We start from the raw sequence: 23,978 nt of genomic DNA on the forward strand, positions 1-23,978 counted from the left end.
ACATCAGACATACAAAAAACCAGCCGAAGCTGGTTCCATCTTAAAAAATCGCATCCAGCAATGATGTGCTTCCACCACCACCGTCACCACCTGCACCGACAATATGATTGCCAATGACCTGAGCAAATGTCTCAATGTTCAAGCTCTGTACATAGATTTCTCCATAACCTGTAAAGGTATTAACGATTCCTTCACCTGTACCGATAGATTGGAGGAAACCATTTTCCATATGGATATTGTAGTCCAAATCACGACTCCAAGCAACCACATGAGCATTGTCAATGGTGATACTTCCACCATCCAAAGTTAGCTTCTTAATAGAACCAAACGCATTCGCCAAAAGTGTGCCATGCCCCTCCGTAGTCATCACAAAGAGACCACCCTGACCACCAAAGAAAGCTTTCCCAACACTCTGGCGTTCCATTTTATATTGAGCAGAACCATCAAGGGCAAGGAAAGCACCATCATTGAGGCGGTATTGCTCTGCCCCCAGTTCCAAGGCAATAACCTGACCTGGCGTTGAAGGCGCAAGTGCAATTTTTCCGTCGTCACTATTGGAAATGGCTTGCGTGACAAACATAGATTCGCCTGATACCATTGACCGACCGATGGCCCCCATCAATTTACCAAAACCTGAACCACCACGCGCATTGAGCTTAGTATTCAAGGTCACACTCGGCGTATGGTAGACCATGCTCCCTTGTTGAATATAAGCTGATTCACCAGCTTCCAAGGCGATTTCCACCAAAGGAAACTGCATATTACTATCGATAGTATATTTCATCCGATTGTCTGACATAAGAAGGTCTCCTTGTTTTTTGTGTCATTCCTATAACACAATTCTACAACTAAAACAAAACCCTGTCAAGTATTTTTATAAAAAAATATGGAAAACTGCACTATCAGTTCCCCATTTTTATTATATAGTCTTTCAGTTTGCTTTTAGTACTAGGCAACGAGCTGCATGGTTGCTTCAATAGTCCAGCGTACTGTTGAAGGTTGGAAATCATACTTACGATAGTAAGTAACATTAGTGGAGTACAGCAAAGCGAGTTCAAATAATCACAAATTATTTGAATCTGGAAATAAGGAAACGGAGTTTCCTCATACGTCGACGTAATAAAAGATAAACTGAAAGACTAGATAACTTCTGTCATACGGCCCGTATCTACATCGTAAACCGCACCGAAAATTTCAACGTCATCGGGGATAAGCGGAGATTGTTTCAAGAGAGCAATATCCTCCCTCACACTTTCCTCAACATCGGTAAAAGGTAGGAAGTCCTGACCGCTGACATCAACCTGCAAATCCCGCTTGAGTTGGGCCGCAAAATCCTCATTGGTAAAGGTCTGGGCACCGCAGTCTGTATGGTGGAGGACAACGATTTCCCTTGTGCCGAGCTGCTGCTGGGAAATGACCAGCGAACGAATCATGTCGTCTGTCACGCGCCCACCCGCATTCCGCAAAATGTGAGCATCACCCAGAGCCAGGCCCAAGGCCTGCGCCACGTGAAGCCGTGAGTCCATACAAGTCACGATAGCCACCTTGGTCTTTGGACGAAGAGGCAAATGGTAATCACCATGCAGGTCAACATAGGCCTTGTTGGCCTTCATAAAGTTTTGAAAATAAGACATAGGACCTCCTTGTCTGATGAGAATTTCTGAAATTTTCAGAAATAGGTTAGACCTAGCTTATCACATTCCCGACTATTTGTCGCAAAAAGAGGAGCGACTAGCTATCACTCCCGAATATTCTTGTCACTTAAACACTTTCTGCAAGACTTCGCCAATGGTGGTCACGCCGATAACGGTGATTTCCTTGGGCACCTTGATACCTGTCAGAGAATTTTTTGGGGCATAGACCTTGGTAAAGCCCAATTTAGCGGCTTCGTTAATCCGTTGTTCAATCCGATTGACACGGCGGATTTCACCTGTCAGACCGATTTCGCCTATAAAGCACTCTTGTGGGTTGGTAGGCTTATCCTTGTAACTGGAGGCAAGGGCAACTGCGACCGCCAGGTCAATAGCTGGCTCATCCAGTTTGACACCACCTGCTGACTTAAGGTAGGCATCTTGGTTTTGGAGGAGCAGGCCTGCCCGTTTTTCCAAAACCGCCATAATCAAGCTAGCACGGTTGAAGTCCAAGCCTGTAGTGGTCCGCTTGGCATTGCCAAACATGGTCGGGGTCACCAGGGCCTGCACTTCGGCAAGGATAGGGCGGGTGCCCTCCATGGTCACGACAATCGCAGAGCCAGTCGCCCCGTCCAAACGCTCTTCTAGAAAGACTTCGCTAGGGTTGAGGACTTCGACCAAACCCTGCGACTGCATTTCAAAAATGCCGATTTCGTTGGTGGAGCCAAAACGGTTTTTGACCGCCCGCAAGATACGGAAGGTATGCTGCCGCTCACCCTCAAAATAGAGGACTGTATCCACCATGTGCTCCAAGGTCCGCGGTCCAGCCAGGGTTCCTTCCTTGGTCATGTGGCCGACAATAAAGGTTGCGATGTTGTTGGTCTTGGCAATCTGCATAAGTTCATTGGTCACTTCACGGACCTGACTGACAGAGCCTTGCACGCTAGAAATGTCAGGGCTCATAATGGTCTGGATAGAGTCGATAATCAGGAAATCTGGTTTTATCTTCTCAATCTCGGTCCGAATGCTCTGCATATTGGTCTCCGCATAGAGATAGAACTCGCTGTCGATGTCGCCCAGACGCTCCGCCCGCAACTTAATCTGCTGGGCAGACTCTTCCCCCGACACATAGAGGACGGTGCCAATGGTCGAAAGTTGGGTTGATACCTGTAAAAGTAAGGTGGATTTTCCGATTCCTGGATCGCCTCCGATCAGGACCAGACTGCCTGGGACCACACCGCCACCGAGGACACGGTTGAACTCCTCCATGTTGGTCTTGGTGCGGGCCACTTGAATAGAGGAAACTTCATTGAGTTTCATGGGACGGGTCTTCTCACCTGTCAGGCTGACCCGCTCGTTCTTGACCTCAGTGACTTCCACTTCCTCGACAAAGCTAGACCAGGAGCCACAGTTTGGACAACGGCCCAGATACTTGGGTGAGTGGTACTCGCAGGATTGACAGACAAAGGTTGTTTTTTTCTTAGCGATGATGATTTCCTCCTATAGAGTGTATTCTAGGATTTCGCAGTAGGCTATGGTTTCTTTAGGGACAAACTGGCGTATCAGCATACCGTGACAGACGATAACGATTCGGTCATAGGCTTTGTATTTTTCAAGGGCCTGTAAAAATCGCTCTTTCATCTCCGCAGCAGTCTCATAGCGAACAGGTGAAGACTCAGGCACCGCTCCGCTATTTTCCCAAAATAATCGATGAGCTAAGACAGCCTCATCTTGACTAGCATTTTGCCCCGTCAGGTCTGGTCGCCACTCATGAAAAAAGGGCTCAACCAGAAGAGGTAGTTGCTGGGCATGAGCAATGTAAGTTGCAGTCTCCAAGGCCCGCGTGACGCTTGAAGCGATAACCACCTGAGCATGAGCAAAAACAGAACTGCTGGCAACTTTCTGGGCCAAAGCCCTTCCCTTTTCAGTCAGGGGAGCCAGATCCCGTCCAAAACCTGCGTACAGCCGAGGGTTATCATGCTGGTCAAACATACTGTAGTCAGGCTCGGAATGCCGCACAAAGAAAATCTGCATAGTAGTCTATTTCCCCGTCGAGCCAAATCCGCCCGTCCGAACGCCGTCGGCCTGGTCGCCGTCAGCCAAGAGGAAGGGGGCAAAAACAGCCTGTACGATCCGCTCGCCGGCTTCCACCACGACAGTTTCCTCTGTGATGTTTCGCATCTGGGCAAAGATATGACCTTCATTGGCTGGATTGCCATAGTAATCGCCGTCGATAACCCCAACCGAGTTAATCAAAACCAGCCCCTTTTTGCGAGGGTTGGACGACCGGTCGTAGAGATAGAGAACCTCGTTGGCCTGCATATAGGCCTTGACACCCGTTGGCACCAACTTAATCTCACCTGGCTCCAAGCTGACCCTCTCCGCAGCCTTTAGGTCGTAACCTGCTGCGTGGGCTGTCTCACGTTTTGGCAATAAATTTTCATCAGTAAACTGGCTGACCAGTTCGAATCCACGGATTTTCATAATATTTTTTCTTTTATCCTTTCAAAACGTTGATTTAATAAGGTTTCTAGCACCTTGTAAAAAGTTGTTTTTGTAATTTGTGGACCTTTTTGTACACCTATAGACTATTTATGGCTTTTTCGTAATATGAAACAGCCTCTTTTTCTTTATCTTTTGATAGGTGCCCATAAGTGTCTAAGGTCATTGAAATGTTAGAGTGACCAAGGCGGTATTGGAGCTCCTTGTAACTAATACCAGCGTTCAGCAGTAAACTAGCGTGGGTATGGCGGAAAGCGTGGCAAGTAAAGCGAGGAATCCCCAGAGCCTTACAACGGTTATTTATAATTTGTTGGAATGAAATTCTAGGGAGATACTCCCTTACAGTTGTTGCGAAGACCACAGAGGGAGCACACGCACCGACATCTAAAAACATCAACCGTTGACGGTTTCGGTATTGTTTCAGCATGAGGGCAGTTTTTTTGTCTATGCTTATGATACGAGTACCTGCCTTTGTCTTTGTGCTTCCAATAATACGCAGTTCCATGCTATAAGTTTTGCCAATTGATATTGTACCAGCTTCTAAGTCAATATCAGACCACTCAAGAGCTGACAATTCGCCAATACGGCATCCAGTAGCGAGTAATAACTTAAAAATAACGAAGTAATAATAATCTTTAAATTTTTTACTTGCCAATTCCTCAGCATGTTCAAGAAACAGTTTTAAATGTTCAGGCTTAATAAACTTGACCGCCTCACGTCCCTTTTTTTGCTTTTTAGGTAAGATAACGTCACGAGCTGGATTTGTTACCAGAACTTGCAACAGTACCCCATGTTGTAAAATTCTGTTATTGATTGAATGAATAGCTTTAAAATTTACTAACTTAGGAGCCAGACCATTAACAAACTGCTGAATAGTGGCTGGTACTATCTTATCTAGTTTCATTCCTCCAAATATTGGGATAAGGTGGTTATATAGTTGCCTTTTGGTTACTACAAAAGTCTGAGGCTTTACTGTTAACTTGTAACTTTCTAGCCAAAAGTCAGCTAATTCTTGATAGGTTTTTACTTCTACTTCCTTTTTTACCGTTGAACCATTTTGGGCAAACTCAATAGGTGCGTGCTTGGCCTTTTGCTTCACCTCTTTTTTTGTCCTACCCGTCACGCTGGTTTTTACTTTCTTTCCTGTAATGGCATCTACTCCTAGATAGACACTTGCACGGTAAACAATGCTACCGTCTTTTTTTGTTACTTCAGTAATTTTCATGATCATAAACCTTTCTAAACATCAGCAGGCAAGCCGTAAAGGTTTTATATCATGCGCAGGGCTGCGAGAATAGCCCTATTTTCGTTTGTTTTTGGTTTGGTAGGGGGTAAATATACCAGTAAAGAATAATATGCGAATATGGTCTTTATATGGTGTTTATCACATATCATCAAAAAGTGAAAGTTGATTTTCGTCCGGTTGTTTATCTAGTTGTTTATGCTTCCTTTTTAAATCTTGGATACTTTCTTGAGGTGTAGGAAGATTTTCTGGCATAGTTGTGCCTAGTTCCTGCATAGTTTTTCTGATTGTTCTACCTACGTTAAAGTGTGTATCGTTAGCTAGATTTTCGTCGTATATCGGCCGATTTCTTAACACTTCATCGGTTTGAGTAGCGCGGAATAAGTTTGCAGCCAATTCAGCGCTACCCATATAATCAAGAATACTTTGTCCCTTTTCTAGTTCTTTTCTATCATGAATATCTTGCATAGACATTCCACCATAGAGACCTTTATATCCAAAATTCTGAAAGTTTCCGTAGTTAGTGACACCCGACATTTTAGCAGCTTCAGCTAATGATTTATTGTGTTCCTTCATCTCTTGGCGAATTGCTAAACGTTTGTGCTCTTCATCGAGTTTGTTGAAATTATCAGCTAGCTCTTGCTGACGGGTTTTAATAGCAAAATATGATTGGCCCAATGCAATGACTTCTTTTCTAGGGTCACCATTTTGGACAATCAAATAGCAGGCATAGCGAGATAGTTTATAATCTTTAATTTCCCTATCTCCTAGAGGGAGCTGTACAATTTTGCTGACCTCGGGAAAATTCATAGCGACGGGGTTTCCAGTGTTTTCACAAGCTATTTTAGCCCGTTCAATGACATTTAAAAAATTGTCCCATTTTGCATACTCTAAAACGGTTTGTAATTCACGGGCATACCAATATTCTATCCCGTCTTCGTCTGTATGCTTGATGTTTTCAAATGCGAGTTCATCATAATGTTGTAAATCGTTCATCGTCTTCCTTTCTAAGATAATAAAATTTAGTAGTTTAGTAATCACGCGCCGAATACTAAGAAATCTTAAGGTCAAGGAACATATAGAAGCTATGATTGCTAAAATATCCAACCTGACAAAACCTAACTTTTTTTCAGCTATTAACAAAAGCTAACTTTTTCAGCTTCCGACAAAATCCGACTTTTTAAAAAAATGGTGGAAAATGGTGGAAAGATTTCAGCAAGGACATTACTAACAGTAAGCCCCCCACAGTCCACCAGAACGCCCCTGAGAGCGTGGAATATCGTGAGAGGGTAAATATACCAGAGAAGTATTTGAACGTGGTGAGGGGGCTACGGTGGCGCGTGGGTTAGTGGTTATTTTTTAGAATAGAAATATAGTTTTCATATTGTTTTTGAAGAATACCGAGGTATTCCCTTGCTTCTCTTGGCACCCTGGTATCTTCTTGCCCAATTTTTAGATTTTTAACACCATCTTCAAAAAATTTTGTAAGAGTTTTTTTATCATTCACTTGTTTAAGATTATTGATATTCCAATTTAGAATCCATTCAAACACATATTGGTCTATTTCTAAATATGGGGCTGTTTTCCATGCGAGAGCAGCGTTATTGAAAGCTTCATCACTAAAAACGTGTCTAGTTGCTTTTCTATCCGCTTTTATATTATTGTAATATTTTTCTAGTTTCTCATCTATCAAACTTTCATTAGTCACATTTGTATGTTCTTCAACTAGGTCAGATTTTGAGACGTTGAAAAAGTTTGCCATCATTTCTATTTTATCAATACGAGGATACGTCTTGGCGTTAACCCAATCAAGAACAGTTGTATATTTGAAGTCTAAAGCCATGGCCATTTGGCGAGGATTTAGACCTTTTTTGTCTAACAACCTCTTTATATTTTCAGCCATGATTTGCTTATTCCCTAGCGACATAATCATACCGCCTTTCTTTTTATCATATCTCAATTATACGGTTAAAGCATACAGAAAGCAAGAAAAAAAGAAAAATGTCAAAAAATAATCAAAAAACGCTTGACAAGTACGGAAATACCGTCTATACTAAATACACGGTTAAACCGTTCATAAAGTAAAAAAGGAGGGAAATAAATGAGCAAGTACACTCTTAAAGCTTTGCGAGCTAATGCAGATATGAAGCAGACTGAAGTGGCTGAAAAGCTTGGTATTTCTACTACTACGTGGAGTAAATGGGAAAACAAGAAACGTTTTCCAACAGTTGACCAGGTAGAAAAGATTTCAAAGCTTTTCAATGTAGCTTATGACGACATTATTTTTTTACCGTAATATACGGTTATACCGTTCATTAGAAAGGAGGCAAGCATGCGGAGGAATTACAGCAAAGTCATTGAAGAGCTACGCAGTGACCATGGTTTGAACTTGGTTGCTATTGGCCAGCGTATTGGAACAGATCCGCGAACCGTTGACAAGTGGGCTACAGGCAAGTACAACCCTAGCCCAAAGAGCAGGCAGAAACTGAACAAACTATACAGAGAGGTAAAACAGAATATGGCAACACAGGTAAGTATTTTTGAAGAAGTTAATGAAAATGGACGCTATTTACAAGTTATCCATACGGATAATTTTCACGGACACCCGCTAGATGTTTACGGCGATTTTGAAAATCCGTTATTCATGGCTAGAGAAGTGGCTGAAATGATTGAGTACAGTAAAACAAGTCAAGGGTACTACGATGTTCAATCTATGCTAAGAAAAGTTGATGAAGATGAAAAGATAAAGGGTATCCCTTTAGAGGGTACTACGGAAACTTTCCGTAGCGGGCAGACGATGTGGTTTTTAACCGAGTACGGACTATATGAAGTGCTTATGCGTTCAAGCAAACCAAAAGCTAAGGAATTCCGAAAAGCAGTCAAGCAAATTTTGAAAGAAATCCGAACACAAGGCTACTACATGCAAGGCGAACTAATTCAAGACCAACCGACCCAGCCAGTTATCGAGTTAAATTCTGACATGGCTTACATCAAGAGCAGGCTAGCAGAGTTGCAGAATATGGACAAGATGGCAGACATTAAGGTAGGGCTAGCGAAAACTTACCGAATTGCTGAACTCATGGAAGATTAGGGAGACCACTAAAAAACGCACCCCAAGGCGCGTGAGAGCAACAAAAAAGGCTTAACAGGGACCAACCAGAAAAGCCTTTCAACCAAGAACTAAAACACAAATTACAAGCAGGCAAGCCGTAAGGGTTTTAGTAAATGTTTTATAGCTAGATTATAGCATATCTAGGACACTTTGACCAGACACAATAAAAAAAGAGGTAAAACAATATGACAGAAAACACTAACGGGCTAAAGGCTCTAGCGGAGTATTCACAGCAACAGCATACCCCTAGCGTACTATTAACCGTCAAACAGCTAGAGGAATTAGGAAATGAATTAAACGACATCATGAATGCGCTAGAAATGAATAATCTAACGCTTGAAGGGTTGCAGTTTATCCAGGACAATGATGCAACAAGGACCGCTTGGCACCTAAGAAAATACATCAGTATCGCTTACAAGCAAAACGAAAAGTTATATGATCGTTTGGATAAAATTGCCTTTTTACTTTTGAACAATGGCAACGCTAAAGAATTGGGGGCTTTGGAACATGATTGAAGAAATGACAATCGAAACAGCTTTGACGCTGATAGCAATTATTACACCGCTGAACATGTTTCTATGGTTTCGCGTTGGTTTGGGTACTTTCCAATCCCCCGACAAGTCCAAAACAGAGCCAGAGGGTAAACATAACAGACGGCTAACAAATGCGAACTACGGGGCTTATATTCAATCACAGGGCAGATATTACAATTAAGGAGAAACCATGCTGACATTTAGAGAACTTGAACACATTGCTGAAATTATACTCAAACACACTACACCAGAAGAAATGCAGGAGTATCTTGATATGGATCATGAGGGGAAATGGTTATGGACAAAGAACAAAATTGCTAGTTTGGAGGTGCAGGCATGACAGAAAACCAACTACCACCACACCTATACAAAGTTTTCAAGCTGTTACCACTTGGAATGGACTTGCCTATCACGGGGACAGATATTGAACGTCTGACAGGCCTAGACATCCGAACCATTAGGGAGCATATACGCCAGCTTATAGTCGATTATGGTATTCCAGTATGTGGCGGACGAGATAACAAGCACGGAGGCTACTATATCCCCCAGAATGAAACGGAGCGACTTGCTGGAGTGTTGCCCTTACAGCGACAATATGACCAGGAGCATAAGCGAATACACGCGCTTTTGACTGCTGACTTAGAAGACTGGAGGAAGTATAGAGATGGTTAACATACTATCACGAGAGGCAGAACTGGAGTTACTGGAGAAGGTAGACAGACATCTGGATAAGCGCCTGGAACTTGAGAAACAACAGCTAGAGCGGTTTGACTTGATACCAGCCGATGAAGTAGCTGACAAGTTAAATGTTTCAGGTACTACTTTGAGAAATTGGGAGAACGTTGGGCTACAACGGTATCAGTCACCATTTGAGAATAGCAAGAAAGTATTTTATCGAGCGAGTGACTTATACAGGTTTTTGGCTGTTGAGTGAGTAAAAAGGGTAATAAATTTTGAGATTATCCAAAGAAACTCAATAAAATCAACGGATGATAGCACTTAATTTTATAACAATTTCAAATAATGGAGGTAAGAATGGCAAGATATAGCATACACCCAGCAGACAGCGGCGGACATTACCACAATATTAAACTTTACAAGGACCGTCGCCCAACCTTTGAGCAGGTCAAGGAGCAGCAACGTTTGAAGAAACTCAAAAAGAAACGGAGGAAGTGACATGTATAGCTTAATTGAAATCACCATCAGCAAGGAGAACATGAAGAAGTTGCCTATCACCGAAACGCAGGCACTTAAGAAAGGGGATTACTACAAGTTCTACTACTTTTTGCCCTTTGATACCTATATGACAGGCTTCATCTATCAAGGGTTGATGGTGACAATCGTCAAAGACTACCCGAAGGAAGTGGACGGTTGGGAGTTGGTCAGAGATAAAAAAATAGCCATGATCAACAATGAACTACTAGAGAAGATGGAAAAGCTGGAACGTCACAACTTGAACAAGATGCGGGTCAACATCGATTACATCTATACTCCAATGCTGACGGAGCTACTGAAATACGGTGTTAACTCACGGGCTGACGTGGCTTACTTGGTTCGAGAGCTGTATATCAACGGTATGGACATGATAGGAGCTATAGAAATCTTTGCTAATCTTACTCAGCGGGGCGACCTAGCAGGCTATTTCTTGCAAGTGGCAACATCATTCTTTGAGGGGGTGACTGTTTGAAACCATTAAAAGAGATTTTACAACTGAATTGGAATGAACAGGAGTTTGGCCAGTCTAAACTAAAGGCGGACTACAAGAAACAACTGTATAACATTGTGGCAGTTGATAGCTTGAATAATGCATGGTACAACGATAAATCTGTATTTATACCAGATAATCGGATCATGTATATCACGGAGCAGAAAGGCACGACAAAGAAATTCATATCCGCAACATTTGAGAAAAAGACCAAGGGCAAGGGTGACAACAAAAAGGATTATATCCATATTACCTACGATAGGAATTTTTCGCCGTTTGCTAAGTTGGTGGTTGATTATCTGCTAGGGCGGTTCGTGTTCTATGATGGCAAGTTATACGATGTAAACAACAAGCAGGCGGTTCTAATGGATGAAATCACCATACAGAACTTATACGGCTTCAAGCGTGATGGGGAATATGTACTAGAAATTCTTTCAGGTATCGCCAGCAATATCAAAATAGAGCCAGTTCGAACGTTACAGCCCTATCAAATTGCTGGAAGTGACTTTATTATTGATTTAAAAGAACACCGCTATTATAGGACTAACCCCAATGAAGAACAGTCCTATTTTAAATATTACCCAGTGGACTACAACACTGCTAAAGATGGGCAGGCGATGGCGGACAAGTTTCTAAAGTATGTTATTGCGGATGAACTTTCATTACACAACGCGACTTTACAAACCTACTACATGGCACAGGTTGCCAGCGGACTACGGTCCAAGACTAATTTTTTTATCGCAAAATCTGGAGTACGGACAGGAAAAGGCTTGCGACACATTGCTTTATCTGGACTATTTAATAAGATTGATGTAGAGCTGGATAACCTCATCTCACGGGGATTTGATGCACTTAATGCATGGGCTTTGTTTTCAGGCGGTGAGATGGCTTTGGCGACCGAGCAGGGCGACATAGTAGGCGACAGGGTGGAACGGGTGCTAAAGATTATTGCAACTGAAAAAACGCACGTCGCCCGAAGTGTTGGAGGAAACCAAGGGCTTGTACAGTTGTCTAGCGTGCTATGTATCGATACCAATAGAAATGTATCGCTATCTGATGAAATGAACGGGCGTAAGGTCCTCATACAGTATCAGGACAGACCAGAGGGCGAAACAGATGCAGAACGTGAAGCCATCTTTGCGGAATATTGGCAGGCTTTCACTCACCCCGATAAGTCGCCTAAGATAGATGGCTGTATTGGTTTCTTGCTGACCAGCTTGGACTATTTCAGGGAGCAAGGGCAGAAATTCGAATGGAAAGCCGTTGAAGTTTTTAATGATGTGGACTTGGATGACTTTCAAATGTTGCTACTAAATGCACTAACTCATCAGAAGTACGTCATTAGGACGGATAACCAGCCAGTTGAAGAGCTTTTCAGAAAAACCTACGGCACTAATGGCATCAAAGCAAAGAATGCAATGGAAACCATCGGAGTTGGGTCAAAGCGTAAAAAAATAAAAAATAGGTTAGTCACTGTTTACGTTGTGAACAACGCTAAACGCTTCACAAGTTATAACCCTGAAAGTGAACAACCTAAAGAATTGAAGCTATTTAGCAACATCGATGACGTGCTTTGAGGTATCAGGGGGGTACATGGGGGTTACATAGCTTTTAAGCAACCCCTGATACCTCACAAACCCAGTTATATCAAGTATCTAGCTATTATTATTACACTAGGTACAGAGGTATACATAGGTTTATATAGGACAAGAAAGAAAAAAGAAAAAATTAGATACAAAATACATATATAAAACTAGCACAAAAACAAAAAAATAGTAAATATATATAGTAAAACCCCTGATACTCTATGAACCACTGTAAAAACTCAGTAAAATCAATGGTTTGAGTGGGGTCACGGGTTTCACATACCCCTGTAAAAATATCAGGGGTCTAAGCAAAAATGGAGGAAAAACATGAAAATTAAATTATTTTATCTAAAATATAGCCAATTATTGGAGGATTTTGAAAGTGAAGTAAATGACTTCATGGCAACTGTTGAAGTGGTTGACGTGAAATACACCGAAGCAACAGCAGGGCATTATGAAGATTTAGGAACAAACACAGGGCTGTTGGTCCTATACAAATAACAGAAACGGAGAATAACACCATGACATTACAGACATTTTCAGACACACCGAACACATTCACATTCAACTACACATTCAAAGACTTTGACACTGCACAAGTTGCAGGTCACGCGCTTATGGGCTACATGACTGGAACATTTGACCAACCAGCTATTGAAGTCTATTATGACAATGACAAAGCAGGCGGATACATGAACCGCTTATCAGTGGAGTATGTGGCAGATACTGAACTTGTTGAAGTGTTCCAGCGGATTTGTGACAGTTTCAAGGACTATTACAACAATCCTGAAGCAGAAACTGACATTGAAGGCCAGTACCGCCTGGAGCGCGTGGAACAGCTCAAACAGTCAGAGAACTTTGATAGCTTACTAGAAAGGGCAGTAACTTACGAACTGGAGTTGATAGACTATGCGGAACGGTTGCTAAGTGATGAACCTGTTCCAATGGATAGCGAAATGGCCTACATGACATTGAACTTGATAGGCGGTAAGGGCGTAGGGTTGTTCAAGTCACTAGATGAAGCGAACGAATACAGCGGACTTGCATATTATAATGCAGATACAGAATAGCAGAGAGGCACTAGCCTCTTTTTGTGCTAAGATTATAGAGGAATAGCATGGTAAAAAATAAAGGTGGTAGACCAACCAAAATGACACAAGGAACGGTAAAGAAATTAGAGGAAGCGTTCTTAAGAGGTTTAAGCGATGAAGAAGCTTGCTTGTATGCGAATATTTCAAAACCAACTCTATACGATTATTGCAAGAAAAATCCACAGTTTTCTGACCGAAAAGAGCTACTGAAACAACGACTAAAGACACGGGCTAAGTTAAATATATCTAACGCTATAGAAGACGGGGACGTGGCTATTTCAAAATGGTACTTAGAGCGGAAAGATGACGAATTTAAGACCAAGACAAAACTTGAACATGATGGTACGGTATCCGTTGCACCTCATAATCCATTTGAAGATTTGACGGTTGAAGAGTTACGAGCCATCATTGCTGAAGATGCGGAATAAATACTATTAAGCCAATAGTTTTGGGTTTTTACAGTATAGGGGTATTTTTTGAATGAAAGTATTGTATATAGAGATATTTACCAGAGCTATGAAAAAGAAAGGAATAACTCAGGGGAAAGCTGAATTAGACGGTTAGCCCTTGACTATTGACTTAGACAACCTTTTTATTGTTATGGGTAGAGATAATTTTGAATTGGCCAGAATACCAGGGGCAAAAGGCGGTTATAGGTATTTCTTTCTTTGCCCTGATTGTGGTAGGCGGTGCAGAAAACTCTATAAGCGGTATTTGTTCTATGCTTGCGGGAATTGCCAACAAGTCCATAAGCAGACACTAAACCGCAGCAAGACAGATTGCCAGTACTATTGGGAACTGGCCCTAAGAGAGGCTAGGAAGGTTGAGCCAGGTTGGACCCCTAAGCGTGGTGGATATATGTTTGATGGTTTCCCCAGTCGCCCCAAAAGAATGAAACGTGATAAATACTATAAACACTATCAAAGGTTTTTGAACTATGTTAGAAAAGGGGATAGCTATTGGCTGAGAGGGTTATCTAGGTGAAGTACTTTGATAATTTTCAAAACAAACAAATACTACAAACGTTCGCTTTACAAAACAAATAAATGCGGAACGGTTGGGAGCTAAAAGGCTAGCATTATAAAGTATTTACGAGGTTATAAGTTACACCCCTTAAGCGCAAAAATACGGAACGTTTTTGATTTTTTCAAAACGACGAATAACCGAACGCTATATAATACTTAAAGTTAGATGAATGAAAATGATTAGGTTTAGGCTAGGTTTGATAAGTAAAAACCAGGGAGGTTTAGGGGAGGCATTCGGACAAATCGGACACCTTAAAAGAGATAAGGTTTAGATAAGGTGGCGCGTGATTGAACCACGAGAAAAGAAAAAAAAGCCAATGCGCTAGCACTGACCGTTGTGAGTAAAAACCTAAAACTATTATATCACACGGAGGGCGTATGTTAACTAGACAACAATTACAGGCCTTAGACGATTGGTTATTATCTCAACAAAACATTGATAGGCAGATACGAATAAGACGGCTAGAGCTTGAAACAAAACACGCTGAGAGTAATATCAAGAGCAACAGACCGAATAGGCACGTTGAAACAGTTGCCGTACGCCTTGCGGATGATCAAGTACTGAAAGGGTTGGAGAACTTGAAAAACGCGATACAAGAGCTTGAGAAGTTCCTGGAAGATAAGAATTATAGTGACTTGCTTGTGATATATCAACTAAGATATAAAGAAAAACTAATGTGGGAGGAAATCGAAGACAGAGTAAACCTGAGTAGAAAAACGGTATATCGTAGACGAGAGAGCATTTTGAAACTTTTCGGGGAGTTTGTCGGGGTATATTATGACATCAGTTAAGCAACTAGCAAAAAGAAAGCTGAAAGAGTTTCATAGATGGTGCAGGGTGGCAAACCTATTCCATGAACCGACAGAGAGCTTTGACAATTGGCTTGTACCGTTGCTTGATTATAATCCAGAGGACTATAAGGATAGAAAGCACGATTGGCAACGTGAAGCCCCTGAGGAAGTGAATGAGATAATCAAAGCAGTAAACAGCATACCGCACCAACGACAGAGGGCTATCCTGATAATGTGTTATATTGGCCGTGAAACTACACGGCTACCAGAGCAGGCACAACGACTTGGGATAGCTGAAAGCACATATTACTTGGCTAAAAATGAAGCTTTGCAAAAGTTTGCTGAACTGTATCGAAGCGGAGCGTTATTGCAGTATCTGGATAGTTAAGACTGGAAGCGTTCGGAAATACCCCCATCTTTTTTGAACGGGGATAGGTTTGTTCGGGGTTCTACAACGCCGGCCTCTTCCGTGCACGATTTTCCCTTTTTGAAATTTTTTGGCAACAAAAAACATTTGTTTACAATGCGTGTTATATATTGACAAATGTTTTGAACAAGTGTATAATATAATTAAAGATACGGAAAGGAGATAGCTAATGACCACAAGGCGAGAACTTGAGAAGCTAGCAAAGGCTAAAGGCTTCTACCCGACGGATAAGGGTAAAGGTTCGCACACACTTTGGGAGCATGACGACGGGCGAACAATTCTAATCAGTAACCCGAAACAAAAAGACTACAAACCCAAAACCCTAAACAATGTTCTTAAAGTCCTAAACGAGAAATAGGGGAAGCTCATTCCCCTACCCTTTCGGGTGGTCATTGGCTAACTATCAAATTATGAAATATACTTACCTAGCGCTTTTTGAAGCAGATGCAGACAACGGTGGATATACTATCACTTTCCCAGACTTTCCAGGGGCAATTAGTGAAGCAGATACCTTGAATGAGGCTATCTATAACGCTCGTGAAGTTCTTGAAATCTATACCATCATGTTTGAAGACGAAGGTAAAGAATTTCCAGAGCCTTCTAGTTTTAAGGCTTTGGCTGGTGAGCTTTCTAGCGATGCTGACATCTTGCAGGCTATTTCAGTAGATACTGAACTTGTAAGAGAGCGGGAACGTTCTAAAGTGGTGAACAAGACGGTAACGCTACCTAGTTGGTTGGTAGAGGTTGGGAAAGAAAATAAAATCAATTTCAGCCAACTCTTGCAGAAGGCAATCCGCGAGGAATTGCAAGTATAGACCTAGCCTTCCATACTTTCACACGCGCACCAAGAAAAACCAAGACAGTAGCGCGTGTTCCATGATATAATACACTTATCAGCAAGTAAAAAAGCGTAGCTACTCACTACGCTAGTTCCTTGCCTGCTGAACTCATTAAATTTTTTAGGTTGTCAAACGTTGATTTGATAACCTTTTTTCTATGTAAAATTTGTTCACCTTTATGTTCACCTTCGGGGATAATCTAAGGAAAACTAAAGAGATACTATTTTTCAAAAATCCAGTAAAATCAAGGGTTCATGGAGTTATAATGACGTTCAAAGATAGGTGACTTCTTAATCCACGGATTTTCATATTTGTTTCCTTTCGAGTCTTTATTTTCGGGATAAATCTTCAAGTAATTTTTCAAAATCAGAGTTTATCTTTTGGGTCTTGTTAAAAATTGCATATTCTGACCGAGCTTTCTCCTTGGCTACCTGCCTTGTAATTTGACCATGTCCCTCTAAAAGCTTATAATCTTGAAAGGCTAAAAATCGATCAATGCTATCTGCCAAATCTTTCATGGTCTGAGCCTTTCCTTGCTCAATTTGTCGCTCCAGATAGTCAAAGTAGCCCGAAATACTACGTTCCAGCGATCGAATTTCTTTTTCGTTCAGATAATTTTTAACAACAAGAGCATCCGATTGCAAAATACGTCCATCAGGAGAGTGTTTCCAGGTTACCAACCCCATGTTTACTTTGGTGTGGTCTGCCTTTTCATAAATAATTTCTGCAGCTGTTTTACCTGTAATCGCATAATGAAATTTATTTTGCACATGAGCATAGAATTGCTTAGTCATCAAGCTATTAGCATCATAATCAATCGCAATCTCTGCAAAAATATCTGTGATTTGTAACCAGATTCGTCGTTCACTAGCACGGATAGAACGAACACGTTCTAAGAGTTCGCGAAAATAGTCTTTTTCCAACAAGTTTTCGCCTTGCTTCAAACGCTCATCATCCATGGCAAAACCTTTAATCATGTACTCTCGAAGTACAGTTGTTGCCCACTGCCTAAACTTAGTAGCCTTTTGAGAATTGACACGATAACCGACGGAGATGATAGCATCCAGATTGTAATAGCTAGTTAGATAATTTTTACCATCACTTGCAGTTGTTTCCATTTTGGAAATAACTGAATGCTCATCTAGTTCGCCTTCTTCAAAAATATTTTTCAAATGTTTGCTGATAGCTGGCACCCCAACATCAAACAATCTTGCCATTTCCTTCTGACTAGCCCAAATCGTTTCATCACTGACAATAACACTAGCCTTTTCTTGATTATTTTCTGCTCGGTAAATTAAAAATTGTAATTCCTTCATATTTGCCTCTTTAGTTATTTAGGGCTTACTCCCCACTACAAATTCATTCGCATTTTTCGTCACAAATGCAAAAAGTGTTGTTAAGGGGAAGGCATACTCGTCATCAAAGCAGTCTGCACGTAGCCACACGTCTTGATCAACCTTGCGAAGATAGACACTACGAGGGAAAGTGAATTCGTCTTCCAACCATAGGTCTATTATACACTAATTCATCAAAGCCTGCGATTTTCAGCAAAAAAAAACACCTGACCTACAGGTGCTACAAATATAAACTAGCTCAAGCAGTTCAAACCCCTTCCGAGCCAAAAATCGTCCAATACTCCTCGACTTCCTTCTCCAACTGTTCAACCAGCTCCAGCAAGTCTGCAGCTCGGAGAATGGCAAGCCCCTTATCTACCATCCCTCTATCCTGCTGAAAGATACCCATACGAACATTGGCTCTTCCTATGCAATCAATCCGCATACTTTCCTGAGCTATGGAAGAAACTCTCTCCATTACTGAAACACAACGTTGATACTCCCCATTTTTCAGTAAAACGGTCGATAGATTATAGAGAAAAGCAAACTGGCTAACCTGTACATCTCTGAATTCCTTATACTTGTCCAAGGAAAGCAAGATTTTATCTACAAAGCCTTTCAAATGAAATACAGGAATGATCGGAAGCACCAACCCCAACTTACGAAAATCAGCCAGATACCAAGTGTCTGACTTCTCCAATTCCTTCCAAAGTGCTTGCCCCAACTGTCTGGTTCGCTCCCCATCTCCTGTTTGATAAATGGACAAGATTAAGCGTAATTGTTGCTCAATTCGTTGAACTCGTATATCTTCTTGCTTCTTCAAATACTGCTCTACTTGATATAAAAAATCTTGACAGTTTGATTCAGAAAAAAATTGTCCTCTCAGATTTTCAAAGCGATGGATGATAGAAGATCGCTCCGAAGGCTGATAGGCATGGCAGATATAGTCAAACTCTGCAAAGGTCATATCCAACTGACGGAGGATATGGGAAAAGTGAGCAATGGTCGGGTACTCTTTGTTGTTTTCAATTTTTGATAGGGTCGTCCGTGACAAGGCATCTCCACAAACTTCCTGCTGGCTAAGTCCCTTTGACTTGCGAATCTCTTTTAAGACTGTCCCAAAATCCCATTTCATACAAGACCTCCAAAAAATGTGAGAAATGTTTGCGTTTTCATCAATCGCATTTATTCTATGATACCATAATAGTAAAGAAAAACAAAAATAATGATAGGAGGCACTCTTATGAAAAATTGGAAAAACTATCTCTTGCTTTTAACTTACCTAGCAATCCTCATGGTTCCACACCTCCTAGGCGGTGGCTGGTGGGACTGGCCGTTACCAATTATCAACAAATAAATAAGCTACTACCATCTCACCACTCTGGAAAGGAGGATAATAACTGGAAACTATATGTTGGGTGGAGAGGGTGGGAAAGCTAATCTTAAAAATAATAATACACTTAGAAAGGAAAATTATCATGAAAGTTCAAAAATATATAGCTCTCGGTCTACTATCTATTTCATTAATTCCCAGTACTTCAGTTCTGATGCAATCTAATTCCGTTTATGCTAACGAGATAGTCACAACTACCTCAACAAGAAGCTTGTTAAACACTCTGGAAGAAAAAGGTTACTTAGAAATTGATGATTCTTCAAAAAATGTTAAATTAACAGAAAAATACAAACAAGAAGTATTATCGTCCGTAGATTTAACACAATATCATGTCGAATTCACTGAAAACTCTGTCACAATTGTTCCACATATCCAAGAACGAGCCTTTACAGGTGTTAACAAAATAGTTTATACTTGGAAGGGGTTTGATGTTTATCTAGATAGCACAAATGCTAATCGATTAGCTGCTGGTTTAGGTCTCGGTGCAGTCGCCGCCGCACTAGTACCTGACCCAACGCTATCAAAAGCCCTAGCTATCGCTTTAGGAGCTGCCGCAGGATTAGTGGGATGGAATAACGCTGCTGGCCGTGGTATCATCATCGCTTTCATAGGTTATTTGGGCGACGCTAAACCCCACTGGATTGCTTCTCAATAAATCCAACCCCTTTCTTAGGAGGTGCTCACCATGGTTTACTTGAAAATAATCATTCTCTGGTTTTCTCTAGCCCTTGCATTGTACGGCGACAAGTTCATTCAGAAAGATTTCCCAATTTGGAAAGGGATTTTCCTACTTGTTGCTCTGGCAAGTTCACTTTCTTTTCTATTTTAATCCCACATAGAGTATTTTGGAAAGAAGAACAGTTATGAAACGAACCAATCTCTTTCAAAAAAAATCAATCGTTTTCACTCTGATTGGCCTCCACTTAGTTGTTTTCCTACTTAGTGGACTTCGCTCTTGAATGTTGCACCAACCCTTCAAATGGTGGATTACCCTAGGGATTAGTGTCGGTTTTTCAGTTGCTTATCTCTTAGTAACAAAAAATGACACCTAGTCATACAAAGAAATTGCGAATAAACTACATCAGATGAACATGAAAACATTACAAGAAAATCCATACAAGACTAAATGTATCAAGTTATCTATCTTAAACTTGAAGTCTTGTAGAACACATACTTAAAAACCAGTCAATCACAGATATAGATTGACTGGTTTTTACTGTTCACATTCTTACTCAATGAAAATCAAAATCGGACTATGCAACGCAGATGTAAATAAACCTCTGTTCTTCACATAATTTCCAGTAATCAGACTGAAAACCTTCATTGAAGCCGTTCCATCAACAAGGTCTGGCTCTGATTTTCGAAGGATATTATTCAAACACAAACTGGTTGTGGTAGAGTTCGGCATAGAAGCCATTGAGTTTAAGAAGCTGGCTGTGGTTGCCTTGCTCGATGACTTTTCCGTCTTTGAGGACGATGATTTCATCCGCAAGTCTGGATCTATTTCTCTGGTATAACCCAAAAAAGATAGTAAGTAATAAAGACTGTCAGCAAGCCAAGTCCAATTTTGACAAATAGTACAGGAGCCAACCAAATGGAAATCCCCATGAGTATGTAGATTTGCCAGATAATTTGTTTTTTCCGTTTACGGGAAATGGCTTTGGTTTCAGCATAATCCGCTACGTAAAATTGATAAATTTTTGTATTGCGTAGCCATTTTTCAAAATTTTTAGAGCTTCTAGCAAAACAAAATCCAGCCAAAAGTAAAAGAGGCGTTGTTGGAAGTATAGGTAGAACAATCCCAATCATGCCAATAGCAAGACTAACAAAACCAGCTACTAGATAAACGATTTTTTTCATAATACTATTATACCAAAAGAGTTCGTGATTTTTTGAATATTTTCTGTATGGTTTAGGAAAACGCTTGCTTTTTGCCCTGTTAACTGATATGATAAGGATATTACATTTAGAAAAGAGAGAAGATGCTATGAAACTTCTAGGACTTGTCGGAACCAACTCCGCTCGCTCAACCAACCGCAAACTCTTGCAGTACATCAAACAGCATTTCGCTGACAAGGCAGATATTGAATTGGTTGAAATCAAGGACCTTCCAGTCTTCAATAAACCGGCTAATCGTGAACTGCCAGAAAGTGTTAAAGAATTAGTTGCAAAGATTGAAAGTGCTGATGGTGTCATCATCGGAACACCTGAGTATGACCACTCGATCCCCGCTGTTCTTATGAATGCACTAGCTTGGGTATCATATGGAGTCTACCCTATGCTTAACAAGCCGGTTATGATTACAGGTGCCTCATACGGAACACTCGGTTCTTCCCGTGCTCAATTGCAACTACGCCAAATTCTCAACGCTCCTGAACTCAAAGCTACTGTTTTACCAGATGAGTTCTTACTATCTCATTCCATGAAAGCCTTTGATACAAACGGTGAGCTCATTGATTTAGAAATCAGTCAAAAACTGGATGCCATCTTTGATGACTTCCGTCTCTTTGTCAAGATGACAAGTAAACTGTCTAGCGCTAAAGAGTTACTTCAAAAAGAAGCTGAAAACTTTGACTGGGAAAACTTGTAAGAGAGGAGAACAATCATGAAATTTGTCGGAATTGTCGGGTCTAATGCAGACCAATCTTATAACCGCATGCTATTGCAATTTATTCAACGCCGCTTTAAAGTAAAATTTGAATTAGAGCTTTTGGAAATCAAAGATGTCCCAATGTTCAATCAGGACGAAGACCAGTCTAATAGTTTTGCGATCCAATACCTTTACAACAAAATCACACGTGCTGATGGTGTCATCATTGCTACACCTGAGCACAACCACACCATCACACCTGCTCTTAAGAGTACTCTAGAGTGGCTAAGTTTCAATTTACATCCATTTGAAAATAAACCAGTTATGATTATCGGGGCTTCTTACTACGACCAAGGAACGTCTCGTGCTCAAGTCCACTTGAGGAAAATTTTGGACGCTCCAGGTGTCAATGCCTACACGTTACCAGGTAATGAATTCCTCCTTGGTAAAGCGAAAGAAGCTTTTGATGATAAAGGGAACATTATCAATGAAGGGACTGTGAAATTCTTGGAAAGCTGTCTAGATAACTTTATCAAGTATGTCGGCGTTGTATCTAAATTGAAACAACCCAAGCCAATTGCACCCGAAGATTTAGACTGTAACCATCCAATCGCAACGACCATCACCGGTGTGGACCCAGATGACCCAGACTGGCTGGATAAGGCTTCTAAATTGGTCAACGCTGTCGAGGGAGATACGTATGTTAAATTAGATAACGGTCTTTTAACAGTTAACCAACTCAATATGTTCCTCAACGCCATGCCATTTGAGTTGACCTATGCAGATGATAACAATCAGTTCCTCTATTACAATAATAGCCACCAAGAGCCTGATACTATGTTAGGTAAGCGAGTCCCAGAGCAAGTAGGAAACCGCTTGTCAACCGTTCACGGCACTTTACCACCTGCTCGTATGAAGAATGTCGAATGGGTTGTTGGAACCTTACGTAATGGTAACCAAGAGTACGTTCGAACAATCGTCCCGGGCACACCACCTGAAATTATTAATACTCATAACTACCAAGCTATGTACTATCCTGACGGGTCCTACGCTGGTATCAATGAAATTATCTTTAATTTTAAGCCATGGTTAGATTGGTATCTTGAAACCACTGGACAACGCTTGGTGGGGGGTGCAGGAAACACCGCATCTCCTGCCCATGTTGATGCAACCTCTGGCGCTTCAGATACAGGTAGTACCCATACAGCTTCCACACCGACAGATGCCAATTCTGGTGCATCTGCTCACTAACAAATAAAAACTAGTGGGAAGGGGCTCCCTTTCCACTATATTTTTTCAATAAATTTTTGATGATTATGTCACAAGGAGGCCCCATGTCACCATTTCAAGAAAAAATTTCGGTTGCAGTTTCAAAAAAAGAATCCCTTTTTGATGAAAATCTAAGCCGTTACGCCTTACGCTCCATGTATGCAGGAGCTTATTTGACCATGTCAACAGCTGTTGGTATTATTGGAGCTGATGTCATCTCCAGTCAATTCCCAAGTCTATCGCGTTTTGTTTTTACCTTTATCTTTGCTATCGGACTGATTTTTGTTCTTATTTTTGGTGGCGAATTGGCTACATCTAATATGATGTATCTAACGACTGGTGCCTATTATAAGCAAATTACTTGGAAAAAAGTAACGCTGATGTTACTTTACTGCACCTTCTTCAACTTTGTAGGTGCTACCATTCTGGCTTGGCTTTTCAATCAGTCCTTCTCCTACCTTAACTTATCTAACGAAAGTTTTGTTGTCAACGCTGTCACCATCAAACTAGGAAAATCCGACTGGAGTAACTTCTTTGAGGGAATTACTGCCAATATGTTTGTGAATATGGCTATCCTTGGGTATATGCTACTCAAGGAACAATCCGCCAAATTCTTTGTTATTGTATCTGCTATTTTTATGTTTGTTTTCCTTATCAACGAACACTTAGTTGCTAATTTCGCATCATTCATGCTCTTAGCCTTTAATGCTGCTCGTTCTAATGTAGATACCTTTACTATCGTGAATATTCTTCGTCAGTGGATTGTTGTTTTCTTTGGAAATTGGCTTGGAGCCGGACTCTTTATTGGAATTGCTTATGCTTGGCTCAATCAGACCAAAACCAACCATCTTGAACAGTAATGATACTACAAAAACAGCCAAGATAAACCACATCCTAAAAGTTTAA

At 41.1% G+C, this 23,978-nt stretch carries 32 protein-coding genes and 2 pseudogenes; 23 read left to right on the plus strand and 11 right to left on the minus strand.

The genetic code is table 11. The features are described 5' to 3' along the window. Positions 1-40 precede the first annotated feature (40 nt). From ODU55_RS00570 to ODU55_RS00605, 8 genes and pseudogenes are all read right to left on the minus strand, one after another. Positions 41-799 (minus strand): TIGR00266 family protein, encoded by a 759-nt coding sequence (locus ODU55_RS00570; protein WP_398581519.1) that lies wholly within the window; start codon positions 797-799, stop codon positions 41-43. A gap of 340 nt (positions 800-1,139) precedes the next feature. After that, the gene (locus tag ODU55_RS00575) at positions 1,140-1,634 is read right to left on the minus strand and encodes a beta-class carbonic anhydrase (RefSeq protein ID WP_398581520.1); all 495 of its coding nucleotides are present in this window, start codon (positions 1,632-1,634) and stop codon (positions 1,140-1,142) included. Between the two features lie 123 nt (positions 1,635-1,757). After that, positions 1,758-3,125 carry a DNA repair protein RadA gene (radA, locus tag ODU55_RS00580; protein ID WP_398581633.1) on the minus strand — a complete coding sequence of 456 codons (1,368 nt, stop codon included), beginning with the start codon at positions 3,123-3,125 and terminating at the stop codon, positions 1,758-1,760. Between the two features lie 6 nt (positions 3,126-3,131). Beyond that, a complete protein-coding gene (locus ODU55_RS00585) occupies positions 3,132-3,665 on the minus strand; it encodes a histidine phosphatase family protein (RefSeq protein WP_398581521.1) in 534 nt (177 codons plus the stop codon). Between the two features lie 6 nt (positions 3,666-3,671). After that, positions 3,672-4,115 (minus strand): dUTP diphosphatase, encoded by a 444-nt coding sequence (locus ODU55_RS00590; RefSeq protein ID WP_024388517.1) that lies wholly within the window; start codon positions 4,113-4,115, stop codon positions 3,672-3,674. Positions 4,116-4,212: 97 nt separating this feature from the next. Next, entirely contained in the window at positions 4,213-5,358 is a 1,146-nt protein-coding gene (locus ODU55_RS00595) for a tyrosine-type recombinase/integrase (RefSeq protein WP_398581522.1), read from the minus strand. Positions 5,359-5,517: 159 nt separating this feature from the next. Then, positions 5,518-6,372, minus strand: coding sequence for a DNA damage-inducible protein D (dinD, locus tag ODU55_RS00600; protein WP_398581523.1), 855 nt, complete (start codon positions 6,370-6,372; stop codon positions 5,518-5,520). Between the two features lie 724 nt (positions 6,373-7,096). After that, positions 7,097-7,279, minus strand: a pseudogene (locus ODU55_RS00605) (helix-turn-helix domain-containing protein); the annotation flags it as partial. Between the two features lie 198 nt (positions 7,280-7,477). On the opposite strand from ODU55_RS00605, the gene ODU55_RS00610 reads away from it, so the two are divergent. The 18 genes and pseudogenes from ODU55_RS00610 (at position 7,478) to ODU55_RS00695 (ending at position 16,462) form a co-directional block, all read left to right on the plus strand. After that, positions 7,478-7,672: a helix-turn-helix transcriptional regulator gene (locus ODU55_RS00610; protein ID WP_032538261.1), complete on the plus strand. Its 195-nt coding sequence runs from the start codon at positions 7,478-7,480 to the stop codon at positions 7,670-7,672. Positions 7,673-7,708: 36 nt separating this feature from the next. Beyond that, on the plus strand, positions 7,709-8,467 hold the full coding sequence (locus ODU55_RS00615; protein WP_398581524.1) for a BRO family protein: 759 nt from the start codon (positions 7,709-7,711) through the stop codon (positions 8,465-8,467). A gap of 206 nt (positions 8,468-8,673) precedes the next feature. Further along, a complete protein-coding gene (locus ODU55_RS00620; RefSeq protein ID WP_398581525.1) occupies positions 8,674-9,003 on the plus strand; it encodes a hypothetical protein in 330 nt (109 codons plus the stop codon). Further along, positions 8,996-9,202: a hypothetical protein gene (locus ODU55_RS00625; protein WP_398581526.1), complete on the plus strand. Its 207-nt coding sequence runs from the start codon at positions 8,996-8,998 to the stop codon at positions 9,200-9,202. Before ODU55_RS00620 ends, ODU55_RS00625 begins: the two co-directional genes overlap by 8 nt. A 9-nt stretch (positions 9,203-9,211) precedes the next feature. Continuing rightward, positions 9,212-9,361, plus strand: coding sequence for a hypothetical protein (locus ODU55_RS00630; RefSeq protein ID WP_398581527.1), 150 nt, complete (start codon positions 9,212-9,214; stop codon positions 9,359-9,361). Continuing rightward, positions 9,358-9,693, plus strand: coding sequence for a hypothetical protein (locus tag ODU55_RS00635; protein WP_398581528.1), 336 nt, complete (start codon positions 9,358-9,360; stop codon positions 9,691-9,693). The genes ODU55_RS00630 and ODU55_RS00635 overlap by 4 nt, the downstream gene beginning before the upstream one ends. Then, a complete protein-coding gene (locus ODU55_RS00640; protein ID WP_398581529.1) occupies positions 9,686-9,955 on the plus strand; it encodes a DNA-binding protein in 270 nt (89 codons plus the stop codon). Before ODU55_RS00635 ends, ODU55_RS00640 begins: the two co-directional genes overlap by 8 nt. A gap of 101 nt (positions 9,956-10,056) precedes the next feature. Continuing rightward, positions 10,057-10,197: a hypothetical protein gene (locus tag ODU55_RS00645; RefSeq protein ID WP_172030109.1), complete on the plus strand. Its 141-nt coding sequence runs from the start codon at positions 10,057-10,059 to the stop codon at positions 10,195-10,197. Between the two features lies 1 nt (position 10,198). Beyond that, positions 10,199-10,708 (plus strand): hypothetical protein, encoded by a 510-nt coding sequence (locus ODU55_RS00650; RefSeq protein WP_398581530.1) that lies wholly within the window; start codon positions 10,199-10,201, stop codon positions 10,706-10,708. Beyond that, the gene (locus tag ODU55_RS00655; RefSeq protein WP_398581531.1) at positions 10,705-12,303 is read left to right on the plus strand and encodes a phage resistance protein; all 1,599 of its coding nucleotides are present in this window, start codon (positions 10,705-10,707) and stop codon (positions 12,301-12,303) included. The genes ODU55_RS00650 and ODU55_RS00655 overlap by 4 nt, the downstream gene beginning before the upstream one ends. A gap of 336 nt (positions 12,304-12,639) precedes the next feature. After that, entirely contained in the window at positions 12,640-12,813 is a 174-nt protein-coding gene (locus tag ODU55_RS00660) for a hypothetical protein (RefSeq protein WP_398581532.1), read from the plus strand. Between the two features lie 20 nt (positions 12,814-12,833). After that, entirely contained in the window at positions 12,834-13,382 is a 549-nt protein-coding gene (locus ODU55_RS00665; RefSeq protein WP_398581533.1) for a hypothetical protein, read from the plus strand. Between the two features lie 80 nt (positions 13,383-13,462). Next, complete coding sequence (locus tag ODU55_RS00670; protein ID WP_398581534.1) at positions 13,463-13,831, plus strand: hypothetical protein; 369 nt, start codon at positions 13,463-13,465, stop codon at positions 13,829-13,831. A 52-nt stretch (positions 13,832-13,883) separates the two neighbouring features. Next, positions 13,884-14,387: pseudogene (locus tag ODU55_RS00675) on the plus strand (hypothetical protein). Between the two features lie 419 nt (positions 14,388-14,806). Then, a complete protein-coding gene (locus ODU55_RS00680) occupies positions 14,807-15,220 on the plus strand; it encodes a hypothetical protein (RefSeq protein ID WP_398581535.1) in 414 nt (137 codons plus the stop codon). A 46-nt stretch (positions 15,221-15,266) separates the two neighbouring features. Further along, positions 15,267-15,608: a DUF1492 domain-containing protein gene (locus ODU55_RS00685; protein WP_398581536.1), complete on the plus strand. Its 342-nt coding sequence runs from the start codon at positions 15,267-15,269 to the stop codon at positions 15,606-15,608. Positions 15,609-15,816: 208 nt separating this feature from the next. Next, positions 15,817-16,005 carry a type II toxin-antitoxin system HicA family toxin gene (locus ODU55_RS00690; RefSeq protein ID WP_398581537.1) on the plus strand — a complete coding sequence of 63 codons (189 nt, stop codon included), beginning with the start codon at positions 15,817-15,819 and terminating at the stop codon, positions 16,003-16,005. 52 nt (positions 16,006-16,057) lie between these two features. Beyond that, positions 16,058-16,462, plus strand: a complete 405-nt coding sequence (locus tag ODU55_RS00695) for a type II toxin-antitoxin system HicB family antitoxin (RefSeq protein ID WP_398581538.1) — start codon at positions 16,058-16,060, stop codon at positions 16,460-16,462. Positions 16,463-16,815: 353 nt separating this feature from the next. On the opposite strand, the gene ODU55_RS00700 is transcribed toward ODU55_RS00695, so the two are convergent. Further along, complete coding sequence (locus ODU55_RS00700) at positions 16,816-17,802, minus strand: virulence RhuM family protein (protein ID WP_398581539.1); 987 nt, start codon at positions 17,800-17,802, stop codon at positions 16,816-16,818. 286 nt (positions 17,803-18,088) lie between these two features. Then, on the minus strand, positions 18,089-18,955 hold the full coding sequence (locus tag ODU55_RS00705) for a helix-turn-helix domain-containing protein (RefSeq protein ID WP_398581540.1): 867 nt from the start codon (positions 18,953-18,955) through the stop codon (positions 18,089-18,091). A gap of 343 nt (positions 18,956-19,298) precedes the next feature. On the opposite strand from ODU55_RS00705, the gene ODU55_RS00710 reads away from it, so the two are divergent. Beyond that, positions 19,299-19,868 (plus strand): ABC transporter ATP-binding protein, encoded by a 570-nt coding sequence (locus tag ODU55_RS00710; RefSeq protein ID WP_398581541.1) that lies wholly within the window; start codon positions 19,299-19,301, stop codon positions 19,866-19,868. Between the two features lie 30 nt (positions 19,869-19,898). Then, positions 19,899-20,042, plus strand: coding sequence for a hypothetical protein (locus tag ODU55_RS00715; RefSeq protein WP_180274950.1), 144 nt, complete (start codon positions 19,899-19,901; stop codon positions 20,040-20,042). 671 nt (positions 20,043-20,713) lie between these two features. Here the strand turns inward: ODU55_RS00715 and ODU55_RS00720 are convergent. After that, positions 20,714-21,073, minus strand: coding sequence for a YbaN family protein (locus ODU55_RS00720; protein WP_398581542.1), 360 nt, complete (start codon positions 21,071-21,073; stop codon positions 20,714-20,716). 127 nt (positions 21,074-21,200) lie between these two features. On the opposite strand from ODU55_RS00720, the gene ODU55_RS00725 reads away from it, so the two are divergent. From ODU55_RS00725 to ODU55_RS00735, 3 genes are all read left to right on the plus strand, one after another. Further along, entirely contained in the window at positions 21,201-21,803 is a 603-nt protein-coding gene (locus ODU55_RS00725; RefSeq protein WP_024384178.1) for an NADPH-dependent FMN reductase, read from the plus strand. Between the two features lie 15 nt (positions 21,804-21,818). Then, complete coding sequence (locus tag ODU55_RS00730) at positions 21,819-23,054, plus strand: NAD(P)H-dependent oxidoreductase (protein WP_398581543.1); 1,236 nt, start codon at positions 21,819-21,821, stop codon at positions 23,052-23,054. 83 nt (positions 23,055-23,137) lie between these two features. Next, positions 23,138-23,932: a formate/nitrite transporter family protein gene (locus tag ODU55_RS00735; RefSeq protein WP_398581544.1), complete on the plus strand. Its 795-nt coding sequence runs from the start codon at positions 23,138-23,140 to the stop codon at positions 23,930-23,932. Positions 23,933-23,978 lie beyond the last annotated feature (46 nt).

The organism is Streptococcus sp. 2022WUSS037, assembly GCF_044427225.1.
GTDB lineage: Bacteria > Bacillota > Bacilli > Lactobacillales > Streptococcaceae > Streptococcus.

Coding starts and splice junctions, on each gene's coding strand:
- ODU55_RS00570 (WP_398581519.1), bottom strand. CDS start 799: ATGTCAGACAATCGGATGAAATATACTATCGATAGTAATATGCAGTTT.
- ODU55_RS00575 (WP_398581520.1), bottom strand. CDS start 1,634: ATGTCTTATTTTCAAAACTTTATGAAGGCCAACAAGGCCTATGTTGAC.
- ODU55_RS00585 (WP_398581521.1), bottom strand. CDS start 3,665: ATGCAGATTTTCTTTGTGCGGCATTCCGAGCCTGACTACAGTATGTTT.
- ODU55_RS00590 (WP_024388517.1), bottom strand. CDS start 4,115: ATGAAAATCCGTGGATTCGAACTGGTCAGCCAGTTTACTGATGAAAAT.
- ODU55_RS00595 (WP_398581522.1), bottom strand. CDS start 5,358: ATGAAAATTACTGAAGTAACAAAAAAAGACGGTAGCATTGTTTACCGT.
- dinD (WP_398581523.1), bottom strand. CDS start 6,372: ATGAACGATTTACAACATTATGATGAACTCGCATTTGAAAACATCAAG.
- ODU55_RS00610 (WP_032538261.1), top strand. CDS start 7,478: ATGAGCAAGTACACTCTTAAAGCTTTGCGAGCTAATGCAGATATGAAG.
- ODU55_RS00615 (WP_398581524.1), top strand. CDS start 7,709: ATGCGGAGGAATTACAGCAAAGTCATTGAAGAGCTACGCAGTGACCAT.
- ODU55_RS00620 (WP_398581525.1), top strand. CDS start 8,674: ATGACAGAAAACACTAACGGGCTAAAGGCTCTAGCGGAGTATTCACAG.
- ODU55_RS00625 (WP_398581526.1), top strand. CDS start 8,996: ATGATTGAAGAAATGACAATCGAAACAGCTTTGACGCTGATAGCAATT.
- ODU55_RS00630 (WP_398581527.1), top strand. CDS start 9,212: ATGCTGACATTTAGAGAACTTGAACACATTGCTGAAATTATACTCAAA.
- ODU55_RS00635 (WP_398581528.1), top strand. CDS start 9,358: ATGACAGAAAACCAACTACCACCACACCTATACAAAGTTTTCAAGCTG.
- ODU55_RS00640 (WP_398581529.1), top strand. CDS start 9,686: ATGGTTAACATACTATCACGAGAGGCAGAACTGGAGTTACTGGAGAAG.
- ODU55_RS00645 (WP_172030109.1), top strand. CDS start 10,057: ATGGCAAGATATAGCATACACCCAGCAGACAGCGGCGGACATTACCAC.
- ODU55_RS00650 (WP_398581530.1), top strand. CDS start 10,199: ATGTATAGCTTAATTGAAATCACCATCAGCAAGGAGAACATGAAGAAG.
- ODU55_RS00660 (WP_398581532.1), top strand. CDS start 12,640: ATGAAAATTAAATTATTTTATCTAAAATATAGCCAATTATTGGAGGAT.
- ODU55_RS00665 (WP_398581533.1), top strand. CDS start 12,834: ATGACATTACAGACATTTTCAGACACACCGAACACATTCACATTCAAC.
- ODU55_RS00670 (WP_398581534.1), top strand. CDS start 13,463: ATGACACAAGGAACGGTAAAGAAATTAGAGGAAGCGTTCTTAAGAGGT.
- ODU55_RS00680 (WP_398581535.1), top strand. CDS start 14,807: ATGTTAACTAGACAACAATTACAGGCCTTAGACGATTGGTTATTATCT.
- ODU55_RS00690 (WP_398581537.1), top strand. CDS start 15,817: ATGACCACAAGGCGAGAACTTGAGAAGCTAGCAAAGGCTAAAGGCTTC.
- ODU55_RS00695 (WP_398581538.1), top strand. CDS start 16,058: ATGAAATATACTTACCTAGCGCTTTTTGAAGCAGATGCAGACAACGGT.
- ODU55_RS00700 (WP_398581539.1), bottom strand. CDS start 17,802: ATGAAGGAATTACAATTTTTAATTTACCGAGCAGAAAATAATCAAGAA.
- ODU55_RS00705 (WP_398581540.1), bottom strand. CDS start 18,955: ATGAAATGGGATTTTGGGACAGTCTTAAAAGAGATTCGCAAGTCAAAG.
- ODU55_RS00710 (WP_398581541.1), top strand. CDS start 19,299: ATGAAAGTTCAAAAATATATAGCTCTCGGTCTACTATCTATTTCATTA.
- ODU55_RS00715 (WP_180274950.1), top strand. CDS start 19,899: ATGGTTTACTTGAAAATAATCATTCTCTGGTTTTCTCTAGCCCTTGCA.
- ODU55_RS00720 (WP_398581542.1), bottom strand. CDS start 21,073: ATGAAAAAAATCGTTTATCTAGTAGCTGGTTTTGTTAGTCTTGCTATT.
- ODU55_RS00725 (WP_024384178.1), top strand. CDS start 21,201: ATGAAACTTCTAGGACTTGTCGGAACCAACTCCGCTCGCTCAACCAAC.
- ODU55_RS00730 (WP_398581543.1), top strand. CDS start 21,819: ATGAAATTTGTCGGAATTGTCGGGTCTAATGCAGACCAATCTTATAAC.
- ODU55_RS00735 (WP_398581544.1), top strand. CDS start 23,138: ATGTCACCATTTCAAGAAAAAATTTCGGTTGCAGTTTCAAAAAAAGAA.